Genomic DNA, 21,209 nt, shown 5'->3' on the forward strand with positions numbered 1-21,209 from the left:
GCCGGGGCTTCTTCCCTGAAGTCAGGCCCGCTTCAGATTCGGGTAACGCACATCCTCGACCAGATGCTGGATTTCCACGGACGGAGCCCTGGTCACCATGCTGACCGCGATGATCACGATAAAGCCCAGCGGAATACCGAAGATACCCGCCGAGATCGGGTTGATGTCCCACCACAGATCAGCCGGAACGGCGCGAGGGATGCCGAAGAACATCTCGCGCAGCCACGGCTGGGTGGTGGCCATGTAATAGAAGGTGATCGCCACACCCGCCGCCATACCCAAGGTGGCGGCGATGCCGGTGGCACGCTTCCAGAAAATGCCCAAGGTCAGCGCCGGGAAGAACCCAGCCGCCGCCAACGAGAACGCCGCCGACACCAGAAACAGGATGTCGGCGGGTTTCTGCGCCGCCACCAGCGCTGCCAGCACGGCGACCACCAACAGCAGGGTCTTGGACAGCATGACGCGACGGCCCACCGGGGCATTGGGGTCGATCATTTTGTAATACAGGTCGTGCGACAAGGCGTTGGCGATGGTCAGCAACAGACCATCGGCGGTGGATAGCGCCGCCGCCAGACCGCCAGCGGCGACCAGACCGGAGATCACATAGGGCAGACCGGCGATTTCCGGCGTCGCCAGCACGACGATATCACCACCGATGGCGATTTCCGCCCGCTGGACGATACCGTCACCATTGATGTCGGAAAGCGATAGCAATGACGGATCCACCGCCTGCCAATTGGCAACCCAGGCAGGCAAGGCCGAGAAGGCCGTCCCCACCACGTCATGATAGACCACGTATTTCACCAGCACGGCCAGGGCCGGGGCGGTGAAGTAAAGCAGGAAGATGAAGAACAAAGACCACGTCACCGAGGCACGCGCCGCCCGAACCGAGGGCGTGGTATAATAGCGCATCAGGATGTGCGGCAACGCCGCCGTACCGACCATCAGGCACAGGATCAACGCCAGGAAATTCTTCTTGGCGATGTTGCGGGCCGCCTCGTCCTTGGCGGCAAACGCCTCGCCGTGGGCGGCGATGGGCGCCGCACGGGCAGCCAGAGCGGCTTCCTTGGCCCAGGCGGCCTTGGCGGCGGTTTCGTCCTTGGGGAACTTGGCCAGACCGTCTTCCGCCTTCTTGGTGGCGGCGGCATCATTGGCGGCACGGGCAGCGGCCAGATCGGCCTCCAGCTTGGCCTTGCCTTCGGTCATCGCCTTGGGCAGGTCGGCCAGCTTGGCCTTGGCGTCGTCAGCGCGCTGCTTGAAGATGCCGCGCACTTCCAGTTCCTTGGGATCGGCGTTCAGCTTGACCTCAAGCTCGGACACCTTCTGCAACTGGAAACCATAGACGATCTGCGGCAGCGGGATACCGGTCTGCTTGACCGACAACCACACCACCGGGGTCATGTAGGCGATGATCAGGATGATGTACTGAGCCACCTGGGTCCAGGTGACGGCACGCATGCCGCCCAGGAACGAGCAGACCAGGATACCGCCCAGACCGACGAAGATGCCCAAGGTGAAATCGACACCCGACAACCGGGTGGTGATCAGACCGACACCGTAAATCTGCGCCACCACGTAAGTGAAGGAACACAGAATGGCGATGACGATGCCGACGAAGCGGGGCGCATGACCGCCATAGCGGGCGCCGAGGAAGTCGGGAATGGTGAAGGCGCCGAACTTGCGCAGGTAAGGCGCCAGGAACAGCGCCACCAAGCAATAACCGCCGGTCCAACCCATGATGAAGGCTAGGCCGGAATACCCGGTCAGGTACAGCGTCCCGGCCATACCGATGAACGAGGCGGCGCTCATCCAGTCGGCACCGGTCGCCATGCCGTTGAACACTGCCGGCACGCGACGACCGGCAACATAATATTCATCAGCGTCGTTGGTGCGGCTCATGATGCCGATACCGGCATAAAGCGCCACGGTCAGGATCAGGAAGATATAGCCGATCCAGGCCCGCGACAGCCCCATCTGCTCGGCGATAGCCAGCAAGATGACCACAGTAAGAAAGCCACCGGTATAAAAACCATAGACCTTTGCCAGTTGCGAGGTGAAGGATTTGATGGATTTGTCTTGGCCGAACATTATTCTTCGCCCTCCTCGACGCCGTATTCATTGTCCAGATTGTTCATGTACCTGGCGTAATACCAGATAATCCAGACATAGACGATCAAAGCACCTTGCGCCCCCATATAGAAGCTGAAAGGCCAGCCGAAGAAGCTGAAGCTGAGTTCGCGGGCGAACCAAGCGACCACGAAAGTGACGACAAACCAAAGACTCAGCAATATCGCCGTAATCTTCAGGTTTTTATTCCAGTACTCCTGGTGTTTCTGTGTAAGCTGCATGATACCTCCCCATGCCGATATTTTCCTGTTTTGTTGTAGGGATTTATTATTTTTGGCCCCATTCAGAAGGGCAGATTTACGCCAGATGCGATCCCGGTCTCGCGCTCCAATTGCTGTGCGACCTTGGGTTCAAATTTGGCGATCCGGCGAATGACCGTTTCGGCCTCGTCCCGCTGGCCCAGCCGCAGATGGGCGTGGGCCAGTTGGTACCAGCCATAGGGACTGAGCGGCTGCAATTCGGTGTTGCGCTTGAGCGCATCCACGGCATCTTCCACCCGCCCCAGCTTGATCAGGGACAAGGCGAGGCCATACCAGGCGCGATCCAGCTTGGGATCCAGGCGGGTCGCCCGCAACAGAGCCATGGCCGCGTCCTCGTCGGCACCGTCCTGCTGCAACAGATAGCCCAGATTGAACCAGTTGGCGGGCTGGTCAGAATCCATCTCGAGCGACCGGTACAACAAGGCGATGGCCTCGCTTGGCCGGCCCAAGGCAGCCTGGGAATGAGCGATCGAGGCGACGATCTTGGCATTTTCCGGCGTGTCGCCGGGATTGAGCGCCAACATGCGGTACCAGTGGGAAATGGCCTGGGCGTCGCGTTTCAGCAACAGACAGACAATGGCGGTGGTGCGTAGAAACCATAGTTCAAGGCTTTTCATGCGGCCCCCTGTCCAAGATCAAGACGAATGAAGATCAGCGCCGCCCATACCCAGAACAGCAGTAGAAACGACACCACCGGCACATGCCGGTCAGCCACCTTGGCCGGGGTGATGCGGCGCACAAACCCGACCACCGGCGACGTCATGAAACGAAAAGCCCGGTACACGGCATTGCTTTCATGCCGACCGAAGCTAAGCACATAGACCAGTAATTGGCCCATCAATAGCAGGCCGGCGAACTTCACCAGCTCATGGACAAGCATCAAGGTAAATTGCATCCGCCAACATCCTCCTTTTCCCGAACCGTCCATTCACCATCGGCACTCTATGTGCCAACACGAATATTGCAGCGCAAAAGAACAGGATTGTTTTTTGTATTTTCAATAAACACTACGGAATTCAGCAAAGCGTATACGACATGTATGCGATTCGCAAGACTGCACAACAGGCATAAGTATCCATCCGACCATTGTTTGCAATGGTCGGCCAAATAGGCATAAATTTTTTAGTGCTTACATAAATGTAAGGATGGCTGACTTAACGCCATTCCATTGGTATTAATATTCCAGAATAACCATGCTAAAGGATAGTGCCTCAAACCGAGGACAGCGCCGATTCCAGAACGGAATTCAAGGCATTGATGGATTTGAACGCCTGTTTCAGACGATCACGGTCCAGCGGCTTCAGCCGCTTGGGGTCGATCTTGTTGGAAAGCGGGATGCCCGCCTCCAGATCGGATTGCTGTTGCTCCAGCAACACCCGTACCATCAGTTCGTGACTGTCGCGGAAGGCCGCCGCCTCTGCTGCCGGCATCCAGCCGCCCTCAGCCAGACGATCCAACCGCTCACCGGTGCCGGTGGCGTCAATGCGATGTTTCAACGCCAGCAGCCGCACCGCCCCGGTCAGCGGCAACAGGCCAGTCATCTTCAGGTCCAGCCGGCCATCCTTGGTGATGAACTGCCCCAACACCCCCAGCGGCGTGCGATTGCCGCCGGCCGCCTGGGCCATGGCGTGCAGGAAGCGGGGCGATTTGGCCGCCTGCTCGCGCAGGAAGGTGCGCAATTGCAGGGCCAGTTCACGGTCGCCATGGACGGGGCGGAAATCGACAAAGATATGGACGTTCAGCAGTTCCTTGCCGTCGGCTTCACGGATCCAATGTTGGATGCGCTGTTCCCAGCCGCTCAGGTTATGACGCCATTCTGCATTACAGGCCATCACCCCGCCTTGGCAGAACGGCACCCCGGCGGCGTTCAGGGTATCGCATATCCGTTTGCCCATCTCGGCGAACCAGGCATCATCGCCAGCGGAGCCCGCATGAATGATGGCATTGTCCTGATCGGCGCCGAACAGGCTTTCCCGCCGCCCGCCCGAGCCCAACAGCAGCAGGGTCCAACGCGCCGGCGCTTCGCCCCACCCCCGCGCCGCCATCTCACGCTCGGCCAGATGGGCGGCCCGCGCGGTGAGATCGCGCAGCACCGAGCTCAACACCGCCGCCACCCCCAGCGCCTCGACCCGTTCCGCCAACAGGTCCATGGCCAGTCGCGGTAATCTGGCGCGGGCGGCGGCCATGGCCTCGCCGGTATCGGCGGCCTCGATCTCGTCGCCCACCAGCAAGGCCTGAGACGTGCGCATGCGCATCAGGCCGCGCGCGGTCACCACCCCCACCCCCTTGCCGGTTTCGTCCACCGCCACCAGATGGCGCAGCTTCAGCCGGTCCATGCGTCCCATGGCCAGATAGGTGAAGGCGTCGGCGCGGATGGTGGCCACCGGTCGCGACATCACCACCCCCAGGGGGATGTCGGCGGCGCCACTGCCGTGATGGCCCAGGGCCTTGACCATGTCGCGCTCGGTGATGATGCCGACCGGGCGCCCGACTTCATCCACCACCACCAGCGAGGAAATGCCGTCTCGGCTCATGCGCCGGGCCGCCTCGGCCATGGTGATGCCCTGGCGGGCGGTGGCCAGCGGCGCCCCCATCACCTCGCTGACCCGATGGCGATAGGCAAAGCCGTCGATACGCCGCAATGAGGAATGGTCGGTCATGGCTTCCCCCTTATTTCATTTGACTGTCTTCGTCCCAGCCCATTTCCTTTTGCCGGCCCAACGGCCCCTTGGCCCGGCGCGAGAAGGCCCGCGCCTGCCCCAAGGTCAACACCCCGGCCCGTTCCAATTGCGGGATCAGCCGCACCCATAATTCGGCCGTGACCAAGGCGTCACCCAAGGCGGTGTGCCGCCCGCTGATGTTGACGCCCATCCGCGCCGCCTGATCGTCGATTTCGTGCCCGCTTTCGTCGGGAGCCAACGCCGCCGACAACAACAAGATGTCCAGGCGCGGCGGTGGCGTCCAATCCAGGCCCAGCCGTTCGGTGCCGTGCCGCAACAGGGCCAGATCGAAGCCGATCTGATGGCCGACCACCACCGCCTTGTCCATGATCGCGGCGATCTCGGGCAAACTGGCGGCCAGATCGGGCTTGCCCGCCACCATGGACTCGTCGATGCCGTGGATGGCGGTGGCGCGGGCCGGAATGCGCCGCCCCGGATTGACCAGCAGGTCCAGCATGGCGGCGCGATAGATACGCGAACCATGACAGCGCACGGCACCGACGGAAACGATGGCGTCACGGGCGGCGTCCAGGCCGGTGGTTTCGGTATCCAGCACCACCACCGGCAATTGGGACAACAAGGTGTCGTCGGTGGGCGGCGGCACCGAGGGCGGCAGATCGTGCAAATCCAGCCCCAGTTCCACCTCGCCGATCCCATCCAGTTCGACCGAGGGAATGGTGATGACGGCGCCGCGATGTTCGCCGAAATCCAGAACCCGCACCGAATGGCCGCTGCCGTCCAGCATGACCAGACAGGCTTCCACCGGCTTGCCGCCCGAGCGCGCCGCCCGCTGCATGGCCGCCAGCAGGCTGTCGCGCTCGACCGAGGCGAAGATGGACCGCCCCACCACCGCATTGTGCGGCCCCAGCATAGCCTTGGCCGGGCCGTTGATCAGGCTGATCAGGCCGCTTTCGGTCACCACCACCACGCCGTCGTGCAAGGCCCGCAGCACCGCCGCCAAACGTTGGTCGGGACGGTTGGCCTGTTGCTGGCGCTCGACCGACCATTGGCCGATCAGCCGGGCCATCTGGCCCAATCCGACGCTTTCCTCGCCAAAGCGCTGGGTCAGCGCCTGCGGCGGCAATTGCCCGAAGGCCGCAGCCTCCAGGCCGGCGCGCAATAGCCGCAGATCGGCGAAATGATTGCGCACCGCCTCATGGACGATGATCAGGAACAGCCAGGCCACCACCGCCATCGCACCAATCACCCAAGCCGGCACCTGGGCTTGCGGATAGAAATGGGGCAGCAAGGCCAGACAGGCGAGGACGAGCACCACCGCCGACAGCGAGGCTACCGCCAAGGTCACCCTGTTCTGCTGACGTGGGGTCACGCTCCCCCCGGATCTGGTGCGAAGGACACCAGCTTACCCCCAGGCGGACACCAAAGAAAAGAGGGCCGGTTCGCACTGCACAACCGGCGGGAAGGATCAGGCGATCTCGAAATACTTGTGCAGCTTGCCGATGGCGATCAGCTTTTCCACTTGGCCGGAAGCCCCCTTCAGCACCACCACGCGCTGCTGCTGGACGGCGGCGTCACGCACGATCAGCAACATGCCCAAAGCGGATGAATCCAGGAAATCCGCCTGATCCAGATCAAAGACGATGCGGTCGGAACCGGCTTCGTTGATACTGCCCAGAATGCCGCGAAAACCACGGTGATCGGCATGGGTCATGCGCCCGCTGACACGGATATGAAACTCGTTGCCTTTGGACTCGCATGCATATTCCATAATCGCCTCTTCCACATTAGGGCCAATGGTTGTATCGGAAAACACGTGGCGTCTCGGTAGAATTGCTAAAAAGCCGGCGCGGAGCAAACACCAATGACGACAAACGCGGTAATTTCCGCCGATTTTCCAGCCGGCCTCGCCTTGGCCCAAACTTTGGGTTTAACAACCAACACCAATACCGAACAGCCTGGGCGGGCCGTTCACGTAATTGCCCGCGCCGATCAGGCGACCCTGCGCCTGGGCCTGCAACCGCCACACCAGGGCGTGATCGAGGGGGCAGCCCCCTGGCATCAGGGCGGACAGCGTTTCTTGCTGCATCTCGAGCGCGGCGGACTGGGGCTGGCGCTGACCACCGCCAGCGCCTATGCCGAGGATGCCGCCCTGCCCTTTGCCCAGGCGCTGTCCCATTATTTGCGTGACGCGGGCTTCGTCTGCCCGTCCACCGACCTGCAATTGGTGGTGCATGAAGCCCTGGCCAACGCCCTGATCCACGGCAATCTGGCGGTCAACGCCACCACCAGTGGCTCGGTCGAGGACATGCTGCGCTTTTGCGAACTGGTCGAGGACGCGCTGGCCGACCCCGCCCGCGCCGGACGCATGGTCTGGCTGTCGGCGGCCATAATCGGCAGCCATCTGCAAATCGCCGTCGAGGATCAAGGCGCCGGATTCCAGCCGCGAGCCGGTCGGAACGCCGATATCCGCCCCCATGGGTTGGACCTGATCGCCGGTTCGGTCCACGCCCTGCGGCGCGAAAACGATGGTCGTACCTTGCTGCTGGACGTGACGCTGGAACAGCGGCAATTGCCGCGCCAGGCCTTCGCCCAGGTGTCCATCCTGATCGTCGACGACAACCCGTTCAATTGCCGCATGCTGGAAGCGCTGATCCAGACCCTGGGGGTCGGGCACATCCGTGTGGCCAATGACGGCATCCAAGGATTGGAGGCCATCACCGAGCATTGCCCCGATCTGGTCCTGCTGGATGTGATGATGCCCAGGATGGATGGGCTGGAAATGTGTCGCCGCCTGCGCACCGACCACGCGCTGTCCGATCTGCCGGTCCTGTTCATCACCGCCCTGGAAGATGCCAAAAGCCGCACCGCCTGCTTCGCCGCCGGCGGCAACGACGTCATCAGCAAACCCATCGACACCGACGAAGTATTAGCGCGGGTGCGCGTCCACCTGCAAAACGCCCTGTTGATGGCCAAGCTCAACGCCTACCGCAATCGCGTCCGCGACGAGATGGAAGCCGCCCGCGCCACCCAGGCCAGCCTGGTGCCCACCGATGAACACCTCAATGCCATCCGTCGGCGCACCGGCCTGTCCATTCAGGGCGTGGTGGAAAGTTCGTCGGAACTGGGCGGAGACTTCTGGACCCTGTTCGAAGCCGGCCCCCGCCATTTAGGCGTGCTGGCCGCCGATTTTTCCGGCCATGGCCTGCCCGCCGCCTTCAACGTCTTCCGCCTGCATGTGTTGCTCAGCCGCCTGCCGCGTCGCCCACCGCCGCCGGCATTAATGATGGCGCAGTTGAATCGCGAGTTGAAGACGCTGCTGAAGCTGGGGGAATTCGCCGCCGTTTTCATCGGCTTGATCGACCTGAACGAGGGCACCCTGACCTATGCCGGCGCCGCCACCCCGCCGCCGGTCCTGATCGATACGCTGGGCCGGGCCAGCTTCCTCGACATCGCCGGGCCGCCCTTGGGCGCCTTCACCGATCCGGATTACGACGAATGGTGTGTGCCCTTTCCGCCCGGAACCTCGCTACTGGTCTATAGCGACGCCCTGGTCGAAAGCGAAAGCGGCGGCAAACTGGTCTGCGACGACGCCACTTTGTTGCGTTGGGCAACCGAGACAGCGCCGGATGCCTGCATGGTCGGCACCATCCTCAACCGCTTCCGCGCCCATATCCCCGGCGAACCGCCCGACGATCTGACGCTCTTGCACATCCGCCGACCATTCGACGATCAGGAGAACGCGGCAGCCAACTGATCCAGCAGGTTCTGCACTTCCTGCGATGGTTCCTCGATGGCCGCCACCGCCGCCACCGCCGCGTCGAAATCGCCGTCGCGGAACAGCTTGGCCGCATGAATCCCCAGGTGGTGCACCTTTTCGTGCGGCTTTTCCAAGGCGATGAAGGCCGGATGGCGGCGAATGGCCTGATCGGTGATGGCGTCGTACCACTTGCCCAGACGGCAGGTATGGTGATTGGCCAACTCGTCCGGATTCAGGCTGGCGCGCCCGGCCAGCATTTCCGCCAGCCGGCGACGCCAGACCATGTGGTCGGACTTGGCCAGCAAGATGACGGCATTGCGCATCTCCACCTTATTCACTTCGGTCAGCATCTCGGTCAGGGTGTTGCTGGCCTGGGACGAAATATCGATGACCTTGTCGATGGCGTTGGTGTCGTCGACCGAACGGGCGGCGGCGGCTTCCAGGTTGTTGGCGATCTCCTGGGCGGCGACGCGCTGCTGGCCCAGATGCTCGGCGATTTCCTGCATCAAGGTGGTGACGTCCTGAATTTCGGTGCTGACCGTGCGCATCTTGTCGACCGAGGCCAGAACCACCGTCTCGCCCTGGCGCACCACCTCGGCCCCGCGGGTCATACCGTGCAGGATATTGCCGGTTTCCTGGGTCAGGGTGTCGATGCGGGCGCGGATGTCGTGGGTCGCCTGAGCGGTCTGGTTGGCCAGGTTCTTGACCTCGTTGGCGACCACGGCGAAGCCCTTGCCGGCATTGCCGGCGCGCGCCGCCTCGATGGTGGCGTTAAGCGCCAGGATATTGGTCTGCCGGGCGATCTGTTCGATCTGCTTGACGATGGCGCCGATGCTGGACGACGCCTCGGACAAATGGCCCACATGGTCGGCGGTCTGCTCCACCGTATCGACGATGGTGCGCATGGTGCTGACCACCGCCTCGGTGCTGCGGGCACCGTCGATAGACAATTCGCGCACAGAATCGGCGTTGGCGGCGGCCAGTTCCGAGGTGCGGCTGATGGCCTGGACGGTGGACACCATTTCCTCGGTCGCCGACGAGATCGAGGCCATGCGCCGGCTCATCTCGCGGATCGAGCGCAACGTCTGCACCGCCTGGGTCACCGTGCCGTTCAGGAAGATGGACATATCCACCGACTTGACCAGCAGCATCTTGGAGCGGCTTTCCAGCCGGTCGGCCAAGGCCCGCAACTTATCCGCCAGCGGCGAGCCGCCTTCCGGCAAGGACAGATAGGCACCATCCATCAAGCGATCGATCATCGCCTCGAAAGCGGCGGCGTCAACACCCTGGTCCGGCACGGCAATCCCTCCTGCAAATGCGAGCGTTGCCGGATAGTCACAATATTCCACGCCCCTGAGAAGGGAAAATCAGCCGCCCCTGGAAATTTTATGGAATACCTGCGAAAGCAAGGGCAAATGCGCACATTCCCCGATCACTCCGACCCTGGGGCCAGGTAACTGGTGAAATTGGCATTGCTGATGGTCGAGGTGTTGGCGCCGCTGATGGTGGCGATCTGATAGGCCTCGGGGCCACCATCGGCATTCACATCGCTGGTGTAGTACACGCCCACGCCATCGCTTCCGCTATTTTGGCCCAACACGACGATGCCGGCCCCACTCCCGGAGATTTCGCTCCAATCAGTGCCGAAATGGAAGGAGCCCGCGTCCAACTGACCGGCAAGGAAATCCAGGTCAAAGAAGTAGCCCACATCCAGGCCGATCTTGTCCCCGTCGCCGCTGGAAAAGTCGGTGATGGTGTCGGTGCCGAAAGACGACGTGCCTTGGCTGCGGGTGAACAGGAACAGATCCGCCCCCGCGCCGCCGGTCAACTCGTCGTTACCCTCGTCGCCGATCAAGGTATCGACACCGACACCGCCGGTCAGGGTGTTGTCGTCGCCGCTGCCCACCAGGGTCAGGCTGTCATCGGCGCCCCAATCCTGGAACGCCAGATCCGATGACCGGTGACCATAACGGATGGTGACGGCGGTGTTGGCGGCGCTGCCGTCGATGCGGGCGTAAGCGATGGCATTGGTGGCGTTGGCCACGGTCAGGTCGATCACTTCGATATTGCTGATGGTGCCCAGATAGCCCGGTGCCCCCATGGATGACAATCCGGTGAAGGCCAAGGTGTCGATGCCGTCGCCGCCATCGATGACGGTGTTGCTGAGGCTGGCTTCGCCCCCCACCGTGATGGTGTCGGCACCGTCGCCGGTGCTGATCTCCAGGGATTGACTGGAGGTGATCACGGACAGCGCATCGATTTCGTCCGCCCCGGTACCGCCCAGGATGGTTTGCTGGTCAAGCCCGCTCATGACCTTGGCCGTCAACGGCGAGGCATTGGCCGATCCGTCGATGACCAAACGGTCAAAGCCGTCCAGACTCAGATAATCCAACATGTCGGCCAAATCCGAGTACACGCCAGCGTCAATGGTCAGGTCAAGACCGGTTCCGGACGTGTTCGACAGCCCCACATAGCTGTTGCCTTCGCTCCACACCGCACTGAAATTGTTGGCCAGGATATTGGCGCCGATACTCACCGAGGTGATTTCCTCGCCGACACCGGCATGGGCGAAATCGAAGGTCTCGATGCCGCTGATGCCGACGTCCTGCAAATTCACCGCCCCCGAAGCGACGATGGTCAGCATGTCGGTGCCCAGACCGCCGGCGACGGTGGTTCCGGTCACCAAGCCGGTCAGGGTGATGCTGTCGTTACCGCCGCCGCCGCGCAAGGTGTCCTGGCCGCCATTGCCATTGATCACGTCGTCGCCGGCCAGGGCGTCGATGATATCGGTGCCGGCGCTGCCATTGATCACGTCGGCACCGACGGAAGGAGTGTTGGAGGTCAGATCGGCCAGGGCGAAATGGGCCGCGGTGATCAGCGACGTGTTCACTCCGGCCAGGGTGCCGATGCGGGTGGAATTGCCTTCCGAGACATCGGACAACTTGGTGGTGAACCAGATGTCCACCCCGTCGGAACCGCTGGCCGCGCCCACCACCACGATGCCGGCGATGTCATCGCCCAGATTGCCGGTCAAGGCCGTGCTGATGGCGAAGCGGGTCGGGTCCAGCGTACCGCTGCTGCCCAGGGCGAAAATACGGTGATCCAGGATGAAGCTGTCGTCGGCAGCGAAGCCGGTGACGGTGTCGCGCCCCAATTCCCCCACACTGAGGGAGGAAGAGGTGAACAATATGGTGTCGGCACCGCCGCCGCTGATATCGATGCTGTCGACGCCGACGCCGCCGCTGATGGTTTCGTCATGGGAGGTGCCGGTGATGGTGTCGCTGCCGACCGATCCGATCACGGTCAGCGTGTCGTCATTGCCCCAATCCACGAACTCGATGGCGGACAGGTCGAAAGCGCAGGTGGCCATGCGGATGGTCAGATCGCTGGCACCGCCGCCGCCGTCGATGTGCGTGCCCTGCAAGGCATCGATGACGCCGTTGGCAACCTCGGCCTCGCTCAGGTCGATCAGCTCGATATTCTCGACCAAAGCGCCACCGAGAGTGCTGGCGCCTTGCAGCGTCAGAACATCGATGCCGTCGCCGCCATCAATGGTGCCGTTGTGGTTGACATAGGCGTCGGTCACGACAACGGTGTCGGCGCCCTCGCCGCCACGCACCACCGCCTTGAAATCACTGATCATCCCGCCGATTTTCAGCACGTCGTCGGCACTGCCGCCATAGAGCGTGGCTGCGCACATTCCCTCGCCCGGAACCCAGGCGGTCAGCGATTCGGTGGCCGATTGGCCGTCGATGACCAGATTGGAAACCATCCACGGCATGAAGCCCAGCGACATGGCGCTCAGGTCACCGCCGACGGTGGCGTCGATGGTCACGTCGATCTCGTTTTCGCCGTTGCCGTCCCCGGTGGTCAGTTGGAAGAACGACCGACCGTTCTGGTCGATGGACTGGATGTTGGCGGCGAAGGACGCCGCGTCGAAGATGACCGCGCTGATATGGTTGGTTCCGGGCTGCGAGCCCTGGAACCATATGCCGTCGATGCCGGTGAAGCTCAGTCCGGTCAGGTCCACGGTGCCCGATCCGCTCACCACCAAAGTATCCAGACCGCCGCCGCCGCTGATCGACATGCCGGGCAGGTCGGTGGCCGGGGCATAAACCATGTCGTTGCCGGCACCGCAAGAGACGGTGTCTTCACCGCCATTGGTGATGATGATGTCGTCGCCGTCACCGGCGTCGAACACATCCTTGGCGCTGGTGCCGACCAGGAAATCCGCCGAGCTGGTCGGCGTATCCGAATAGGTGTCCGCGCCCAGGAAGTCCTGAGAGGTCAATTGCGACGCCTGCACCCCGGTCAGGGTGGCGATCAGGGTCAGCTCGCCATTGTCGGCCTGGGCCGAGCTATTGCTGTCGGCCCATTTCCAGATGGCAGTGGAACTGCCATCGGAGAGGGCGAACAACAAGGCGGTTTCCTCGTGACCCACGCCGGACAGACCGTTCAGCTTCGCCGCCACCGTGGCGGCTTGCAGGTGGGTGTTGCTGGCAACCACATCGTCAAGAACCACCACGCCGGCTTGCGGATGAACCACGCCATTGGTGGACACATGCTGGAACACCGTGTTCAACACCAGATTTTGCAGCGAAAGAGCATCCTCGCTGCCGCCGGCGGTGAAATCGGTGATGACGTCGCCGCCATCGGAGGCCGACGTATAAAGGAAAGTGTCGTCACCGGCGCCGCCGGTCAGGATGTCGGCACCGGCCCCGCCGGTGATGTCGTCGTCACCGGCCAGGGCGTCGATGACATCCACGCCATCGGACCCGACCAGAATGTCGGCGACGACACTGGCCCCGGTAGCGGCCAGGATGGTGTTGCCGCCGCTCAGGGTGACCGCCCCCGCCTGCACCGGAATCTGGACCAGGGTGCCGCCGAAATCAACCGAACCGCTGCCGGTGCCGCTGACGTAGAGATAGCCGCCGCCCTCCCACTCGAAATAGGCGATGCTGTCGGGCGTCATCAGGGCCTCGACACTGGCGACGGCCTGTTCCAGGGTTACCCCCGTGGCCGCCACCGTTTCCAAGGTGTAGCCGGCGGCCCCCTTCAACAGGATAGTGTCGTTGCCGGTGCCGAAATCCATGATGTGGTCGTAACCGCTGGCCAGATTGGATTGCACCGGGTGGCTGATGACGAACAGATCGGCACCGCCGCCGCCCGTCAGTTCATCGGCACCGTGATAGCCGTCCAGGGTTTCGTTGGCGCTGCTGCCGATGATGGTGTCGGCGCCTTGCGAGCCGACCACCGCCTCGATGCTGGTCAAGGTGTCGAAACCGCTTTCGTCGCCCGACGCGGTGCCCATGCCCAGATTGACCGCCACCGACAGGGAGGAATCGGTGTAGTAGATGACGTCGCTGCCGTCACCGCCATGCAAAAGGTCGTCGCCGGCCCCGCCATGCAAGGTGTCGTCGCCGCCCAGACCATAGATGGTGTCGTTGCCGCCGAGGCTGGAAATGGAATCGGCCCCGGCGGTGCCATACATCTCGTCGTTGCCCATGGTGGCGGTGGCGGTCGAGATGAAAACCTCGTCACCGTCGCGGGCAGGGGCAGCGCTCACCCCTTGCAGCCGGATCAGGGTCTGGTCGAAGCTGGTCCCGCTCCCCGCGCCCTTGACGTACAGATAGCCGTCGCCGCCCCAGGTGAAGAAGGCGATGGTGTTGTTGGCCACACCGGCAGTGACCAGGGCGATGGCGGCGGCCAGATTGTCCGCGCCCGAGGCGTTGACCGCAGTGCTGTAGGCATAGCCCGCCGCCCCGGTGAACCACACCTGATCCTGACCGGTGCCGAAATCGGTGACGGTGTCGGTGGCCGCCGCGGTGGATTGCGACGCATTTTCCAGGATGAAGATGTCGTTGCCCGATCCGCCGGTCAGACTGTCAAGGCCGGCACCGCCGACGATGGTGTCGGCGCCTGTGCCGCCATCGAGGGTGTCGTCGCCGTCGCGCCCGTCCAACCGCTCGTCGCCGCTGGAACCGTTCAGCTCATCGCCGTATTTGCTGCCGATAACGTGTTCGATGTCGCTGATATCGTCGGAATCGCCGAAACCGTCATTGCCGCCGGTGTTGTTCAGGTTGACGGTCACCCCGTGGTTTTCCGTCTCGAAGAAGGTGATGGTATCCCAGCCGTCATTGCCGTGGATGGTGTCCCGACCGCCATTGCCCTGGAAGGTTTCGTTGCCGTCCGAGCCCTCGAACCAGTCGTTGAAGGCGGAACCGACGAAATGCAGGATGCCCTCGGTCAGATCGGTGCCGGCACTGGTAACCACCGTGCCCGTATAGGTTCCGGCGACGTTGTTGACGTCGATGCGAATGCCGCTGCTGCCGACCCTGTATTCATCGCTGTAATCGGCGATGGTGCCGGCACCGCCGATCAGATGATCGCTGCCGCGTCCGCCGTTCAGGGTGAATTTGCGGTCGCCCACCGGTGCGGTCCAGCCATAAAGCTGATCGGCGCCATCGGTGCCGACGATTTCGCCGATGCCCTGATAGGTCTGGGTCCACGATTCGCCCAACCCGTCATTGAGGGTGGCGGCACCGTTGCCGGCGGCATCGAGGGCCGCGTTCATCACCAGACCGCCGGTGCCGGCGTTGAAGCCGCCCAGGGCGCCGTAATGCACCGTATCGAAGCCATCGCCGACAAAGCTGTCGAGGCCGCCGCCGCCGAAGAACTGGTCATGGCCGCCGCCGCCGGTCAGCGTCTCGACCGTGGCGTTCTTGTTGGTGCCGAAGATCATTTCGTCCAGCGCTGTGCCGGTCAGGCCGGTGGCCAGATACTCGTACATATCGTCGCCGCTGCTTTCGGTTTGCAGCCGCTCGACCCCCTTGCCGTTGAAATGATCGTTGATGGTGATGGTGCCGCCGCCGATTCCGGCGGCGGGGTCGAGATAGATGACCAGATCGTCGCCCACCCGCAAGGCGCCGTCGAAGGCATAATCCTTACCGGTGTTCTCCGACAGCACGCGCACGTCGATGGTATCGGTGCCGCCCGCATCGGTGATGACGATGTTGCCGCCAAAGGCGGCGTCGGAATTCTCGCCCGCGTCCAGCACATAGGTGTCGCCGGACGTGCCGCCATTGGCCTGATCGTCGCCGGAAACTTCATAAAAGGCGGCGGCATTGGTGCCGCCCATGATATCGGCCTGATCCCGGCGTCCACGGAAGATCAGGCTGTCACCCTCGGCCCAATTGGTCACGGTGATATCGGACGACAAAGTGGCGGTGCCGCTGACCGCCACCACCACGCTGAGGTCGGAATCGGCGCCGTCGACGGTCTTGCTGCTTAATTGCGCGGCATTCAGGGTGATCGACGACTGATCGCCGCTCCCCTTCAAGGCCTCGAAGCTGCTGAGCGAACGCCCAGTCAGATCGATGGCACCATCGGCGACGATGGTATCGGTACCGCCTTCGCCATCAAGGACAGCGGTGAGCGGGTGGTCTTCGGACAGCACCAGCAGGTCATTGCCGTCACCGAGCCGCACCGTATCGAAGATACCGCCGAGACGCACCGTATTGGCGCTGCTGCCAAAGGTCAGATAGAGGTCACCGTCGCAGGTCAAGGTGGCGGTATCGTCGGAAAAATGCAGGACGAAGGGACCACCCAACTGATCCCAGCCCTCGATCGTGTCGGTGCCGTCGTAATCGGCGGTGGCCTGATCGCGCAAATCGGTGATGACCAGAGCACCGTCGATCATATCGAAGCGATAATCGCCGATGCCGCCATGGAATTGCAGATGCTCTCCCGCCACCGCCTGGAATGTCTCGTCGCCGCCGGTCGAGGCGTTATCGTATTGGGTGACCACCGAGCCGCTGCCGGTGATGTCCAGACCGCTGGCCTGGTCGGGCGACAAGGTGACGGTGCCGGTGGTGACGATGGCGTCCACCGCCGACAGGTCCAGCCCGGTCAGGTCGCCCGACACCCCGGTCACCGTCAGGGTGTAGGTGTCCTTGTCGAAGGTGATGCCCCGGCTCAACAGATCCTGGAACTGGGTAAAGGTCAGCGACAGATTGCCCGACAGGGCCAGCCCGTCGACGGCCCCCAGGGCGATGTCGGAAAGGGTCAAGCTGCCGGAAATGCCGGAAACCGTCAGATCAAAGGTGCCGGTGCCATCATCGACGGTCGCTTCATTGTCCATCAGGGCGTCGAACTGGGCCAAGGTCAGCGTGGTGTCGCCGGAAAGGGTCAGCGCATGGACCAGTCCCAGCTCCGCCGCATTCAGTTCCACCACGTCGGAAACAGCGGTCAGGCTGATGGTGCCGGTTCCGGCGTCGAAAACGATGCCGTCGTCCAGCAAAGCGGCATAATCGGCCAGTTCGATGGACAATTCGCCGGACAGCACCATGCTGTCCACATGGGACAGCTTGGCCGGATCAAGTTCGAAAAGGCCATGCACCGCCGTCAGGGTGACCCCATGGCCGTTATCGGTGATGGTGGCGACGAACCCCTGCAGGTCCAGTTCCTGCGACATGGTCCAACTTGCGTCGCCCGACAGCGAAACACCGGTGATGTTGTAGAAATCCACGGTCGAGACGTCGCCGGACACCCCGGACAGGGCCATCTTGTAGCCGTTGGCGTAAATCTGGTTGTCGTCATAGACCAAACGCTGGGCCACGCTCAAGGTGACGTCGCCGGACAGGTACAAAACGGTGGCGGGGGAATAATCGTTGCCGACCACATTGCCCGACACCACCGCCTTGAGGAAGGCGCCGCCCGACAGCGCGATGTTGCTGGCGCCCAAGGCCAGAATCGTCGCACCGGGAACAAAGGCATAGCCGCTGGTCAGACTGATCTGGTTGAAGCCGGTCAGCCCGGTGGCGTTATCCCCGGACACCAGCGCCAGCACCACATTGGCCCCCGCCGCGCGGGTGATGTGGGCGCCGTGAAGCGAGGCTTCGGCGGCGTCGATGGACAGATCGCCCGAGATCACCCGGTAATCGGTGACGCCGGAATACAAGCCCAGCTTGCCGGATAGATTGGCACCCGTATCGACCAACCAGAAAGTGGCATCGCCGCTGACGCTCACCGCCACGTCGGACGCCTGAGCGGCGGTCAGTTCCAGCCGACCGCTGGTCAAGGCGAAGGTGGAAATCTCGGCCCCGGTCAGGGCCGCCCAATTGGCCTGAACCTCGTCGCCGTCGCGGAAATCGATGACCACGTTGTTGATCTTGACCGCATCGGCATTGGTGAGGTCGACACCGGCCAGGGAATAGCTCCCAGTATCGACGGTCAGGCTGAAGGCGCCCTTATTGATGGGCTTGCTGATAAAGAAGTTGCGGGCGATGGTGGCGTCGCCGGTCAGCACGAACTCATCGGCAGAGCCCAGCAACATGCCGGAGACGTTGCCCGATATGGCAATATGAAGCTTGGCTCCACCTTCCTTGGTGATACTCCAGCCGAACATGGAATTTTGTTCGAACAGATTAACCTGATCGGCGGTCATGGTGACGGTGGCGCCGGCGGCGATCTTGACCTGCGACACCTTGGCGAAATCGGCGGAGCTCCAACCGGCCAGCGAATCGCCGTTTTCCAGGTACACGCCCATATCGTCGGCGCCGGTGGTGATGGCCTCGAGGGCGATGAACTTTTCGTTGCTATAATAAACAATGCCGCTGCCGGTGACGGCGATGGATTTGATGCCGGTGAAGCCGTCGGCATAAGCGCCGATGGCGGCGGCGTTGTCCGACACCCCCATGCTGGCGGTGCTGCTGGCGGGATAGGTGAAGGTGACACCATCGGCATCGGCGGCACTGACGACCCCCGTGCCCGAAGTCAGGGCAAAGCTCGTCAGCCCGCCACTTTTCAATGTCCCGATATTGGCGGCGACGCTGGCGGCATCGGCGGTGTTGACGCTGATGATGCCGCCCGAAGTCGGCACCGGATTGATGTTTCCCGGATCGCTGGGATTGCTGCGGGCGGAAGTGGAGGCCTGGGCGACGTGATTGAGAAAATCGGCTTGGGTATAAGACGGCGTTTGCCCGGTGGCGGAGACCACCGCCCCCAGCTTGCTGACATCGGTCAGAAAGCCGGAACTGGGCGTCGTCTCATTCTTCATGGTGTTGGTGATGGCGGTCATCACCTGTTGCTGGGTCAGTCCCAAACCGTTCTTCAGCACATTGATGGTGGCCACCAATTGCACACCGGCGGCATAGATATCGGGATTGGCCATGGGGTCGGTGGTCAGCAGCGATGCCTGCGACGTGATCCCCAGCATGGTCTTGACCGCCGCCTCGCCCAATTCAGCCACCAAGGTGGTGAGCGGCGAGACGATGGTCGAGCCCGCCGGCGCCTTCATGGTGAACTGGATGACGTGGCCGGTGACCGTATCGACGCCGCCGGGCTTGGCCACGATCTGATAAGCGCCGGCACCGGCCAGGGTGTAATAGCCATTGGCGTCGGTAAAAGTGACCGGCTCGCCGCTGTCATAAGCGCCGTCGCCATCCACATCCAAAAATACTTCGGCGTTATAGATGGGGCCATCGACCAGACGCCCGTTGGTGGTGGTCGGCGTCGTGTTGGTGGGCGTATTGGGTGTCTGGGTATCTTGCCCCAGATCCGAGCTGACGCCGCCGCTGGACGAACCGGACGGGCCGGTGGTGCCGGTGCCGATAGTACCGCCGCCGATCGCCTGTTGAATGGCCTGCTTGACCAAATCATTGGTGGATTGGGCACCGGCACCGGTGCCGACCGGGACATCGCCCGAGGCCGCCTGCTGAATCGACGCCATGACCTGCTGCTGGGTGGACGTCCCACCCGCTGTCGTCGATGTCGATGTTTCGTCACCGCCGGTCGCCGCCGCCCCCGATGTGGACGAGGATTGCGCGCTGCCATTGGCGGTCGAAGTGGTTTGGATGACCTGGGAAATGGTGGTCACCACCACCGGCCCGCCCGAACTGCCGGCGGGGATCGGGTTGGAGGTGTACCAGGGGAAACTTCCGCTTCCCGTGCCGCTGCCGCCGGTTCCGGTTCCGGTTCCGGTGCCGGTTCCAGTACCCGTTCCAGCGCCGCCCCCCGTGCCTGTTTCGGCTCCCGTTCCCGTGACGCCCCCCGTTCCGGTACCTGTGCCGGTGCCGGTCCCGGTACCGGTACCGGTACTGGCAGGTGCTTCGGTTCCCGTTCCCGCTTTGGCACCAGCCTCGGCCCCGGTGGCGGCAGCCGCCTTTGCTCCGTCACCGCCGGCATCCGTCCCACCTTGGGGTGCCTTTTCCTGCGGCGTGGTGTTCTGCGGTGCCGTCTCCTGTGGCGCCGTGCCCTGCGGCTGGCTCTCTTGCGGAGCAGCACCTTGCGGCGCCGTCTCCTGCGGCGCGGTATTCTGTGGTGCCGCAGGGGTCACCTGGGTATTGCCGCTGGGGCTGTCCACCTGAATGGTGGACCCAGCCTCGGGGCGGGACTGGATTTGCTGCACCGGTGCCGGCTGGTTCTGACCCGGCACCGTGTTCCATTCCATGCTGTTTTGCGCCGGCGGCACCGGCAGCGAATTGATGGCCGAGCCGAAGGTGCTGGCGATCACCCCCGGCGGCACGATGACCGGCGGCGCGAACGGGGTGAAAGCCGACTGGATTGACACCATGGAATTGGGCTGGCTCAGAACCTGGGTGCCCATGGAATTGGACAAGGTGATCTGGCCGACGCCGCCGCTGGGGTCGCCCACCAGGGCGACGCTGGTCTGGCCGTTATCGCCGACCTGGCCGGCGACGGTGGTGCCGCGCACGCCGATGGTCATCACCGGGGTGCGCACCTGCATGGCATCGGGGCCGGCATGGGCGATCTGGCCGGAAACAAAGCTGAACGTGCCTTTCAGCACCGACATGCTGGCGTGGCCGTCCTGGGTCTTGGGGTCATAGACCAACTCGTCCATGACCATGCGCCCGCTGGTCCCCAGCGAAAAGGTCGAGCGGTCGGCCAGCACGATGCCGACGGCGCCGCTGGGGCTGGTCTCGATGACGTCACCCTGATAGATCGCCCCACCTTCGCTCAGGGTGCTGGTGGTGCCGTCGGCATGGCGCACGGTGACCGTGCCGCTCAGCTTGTCGACCATGCCCACCTGCACCAGACCGGCGCCGGCACCGTCGGCCTGGACGAATTGCCCCGGCGCCAGCGGCCCGGCCAGCCGCGCCACCAGATCGGCGGGCAGGGACTGGCCGTCGGCGGTGGTCAAGGACACAGAGCCGGAGCCATCGAAGAAATCGGGCAGGACGATGTGACGCCCGTCGGGCAGCACGATTTCCAGATCGCCGCCATGGCGGATGAACTGCGCCTCGGCCAGATTGGCGCCCGCCGGCAAGGTCACCGCCCGTGCCCCGTCGGGGACCGCCATGGTCAGGACGTTGTCTTGGCCGGCAATAGTACCGGTGGCGGCGGAAGAAATACTCATGGCGAACC

10 protein-coding genes are annotated in these 21,209 nt (G+C 63.2%); 1 reads left to right on the plus strand and 9 read right to left on the minus strand.

Annotation, left to right across the window (positions count from 1 at the left end):
• Positions 1 to 21 precede the first annotated feature (21 nt).
• From MGMSRV2_RS10320 to MGMSRV2_RS10350, 7 genes are all read right to left on the minus strand, one after another.
• On the minus strand, positions 22 to 2,088 hold the full coding sequence (locus tag MGMSRV2_RS10320) for a sodium:solute symporter family protein (protein ID WP_024080298.1): 2,067 nt from the start codon (positions 2,086 to 2,088) through the stop codon (positions 22 to 24).
• Positions 2,088 to 2,348: a DUF4212 domain-containing protein gene (locus MGMSRV2_RS10325; RefSeq protein WP_024080299.1), complete on the minus strand. Its 261-nt coding sequence runs from the start codon at positions 2,346 to 2,348 to the stop codon at positions 2,088 to 2,090. The genes MGMSRV2_RS10320 and MGMSRV2_RS10325 overlap by 1 nt, the downstream gene beginning before the upstream one ends.
• A gap of 62 nt (positions 2,349 to 2,410) precedes the next feature.
• Positions 2,411 to 3,004: a tetratricopeptide repeat protein gene (locus MGMSRV2_RS10330; protein ID WP_024080300.1), complete on the minus strand. Its 594-nt coding sequence runs from the start codon at positions 3,002 to 3,004 to the stop codon at positions 2,411 to 2,413.
• A complete protein-coding gene (locus MGMSRV2_RS10335) occupies positions 3,001 to 3,282 on the minus strand; it encodes a hypothetical protein (RefSeq protein WP_024080301.1) in 282 nt (93 codons plus the stop codon). The genes MGMSRV2_RS10330 and MGMSRV2_RS10335 overlap by 4 nt, the downstream gene beginning before the upstream one ends.
• 316 nt (positions 3,283 to 3,598) lie before the next feature.
• Positions 3,599 to 5,047, minus strand: coding sequence for a DUF294 nucleotidyltransferase-like domain-containing protein (locus MGMSRV2_RS10340; RefSeq protein WP_024080302.1), 1,449 nt, complete (start codon positions 5,045 to 5,047; stop codon positions 3,599 to 3,601).
• A gap of 10 nt (positions 5,048 to 5,057) precedes the next feature.
• Positions 5,058 to 6,437: an exonuclease domain-containing protein gene (locus tag MGMSRV2_RS10345; RefSeq protein ID WP_024080303.1), complete on the minus strand. Its 1,380-nt coding sequence runs from the start codon at positions 6,435 to 6,437 to the stop codon at positions 5,058 to 5,060.
• 96 nt (positions 6,438 to 6,533) lie between these two features.
• A complete protein-coding gene (locus tag MGMSRV2_RS10350) occupies positions 6,534 to 6,836 on the minus strand; it encodes an STAS domain-containing protein (protein ID WP_024080304.1) in 303 nt (100 codons plus the stop codon).
• A 93-nt stretch (positions 6,837 to 6,929) separates the two neighbouring features.
• On the opposite strand from MGMSRV2_RS10350, the gene MGMSRV2_RS10355 reads away from it, so the two are divergent.
• A complete protein-coding gene (locus MGMSRV2_RS10355; protein WP_024080305.1) occupies positions 6,930 to 8,822 on the plus strand; it encodes a fused response regulator/phosphatase in 1,893 nt (630 codons plus the stop codon).
• Here MGMSRV2_RS10355 and MGMSRV2_RS10360 read toward each other — a convergent pair.
• Together MGMSRV2_RS10360 and MGMSRV2_RS22170 are read right to left on the minus strand one after the other, a co-directional pair.
• Entirely contained in the window at positions 8,798 to 10,123 is a 1,326-nt protein-coding gene (locus MGMSRV2_RS10360; RefSeq protein ID WP_024080306.1) for a methyl-accepting chemotaxis protein, read from the minus strand. The genes MGMSRV2_RS10355 and MGMSRV2_RS10360 overlap by 25 nt on opposite strands.
• 134 nt (positions 10,124 to 10,257) lie before the next feature.
• Positions 10,258 to 21,201, minus strand: coding sequence for a M10 family metallopeptidase C-terminal domain-containing protein (locus MGMSRV2_RS22170; RefSeq protein WP_024080307.1), 10,944 nt, complete (start codon positions 21,199 to 21,201; stop codon positions 10,258 to 10,260).
• Between the last annotated feature and the right edge of the window lie 8 nt (positions 21,202 to 21,209).

It is taken from the genome of Magnetospirillum gryphiswaldense MSR-1 v2 (assembly GCF_000513295.1).
In the GTDB taxonomy this organism is placed as follows: domain Bacteria; phylum Pseudomonadota; class Alphaproteobacteria; order Rhodospirillales; family Magnetospirillaceae; genus Magnetospirillum; species Magnetospirillum gryphiswaldense.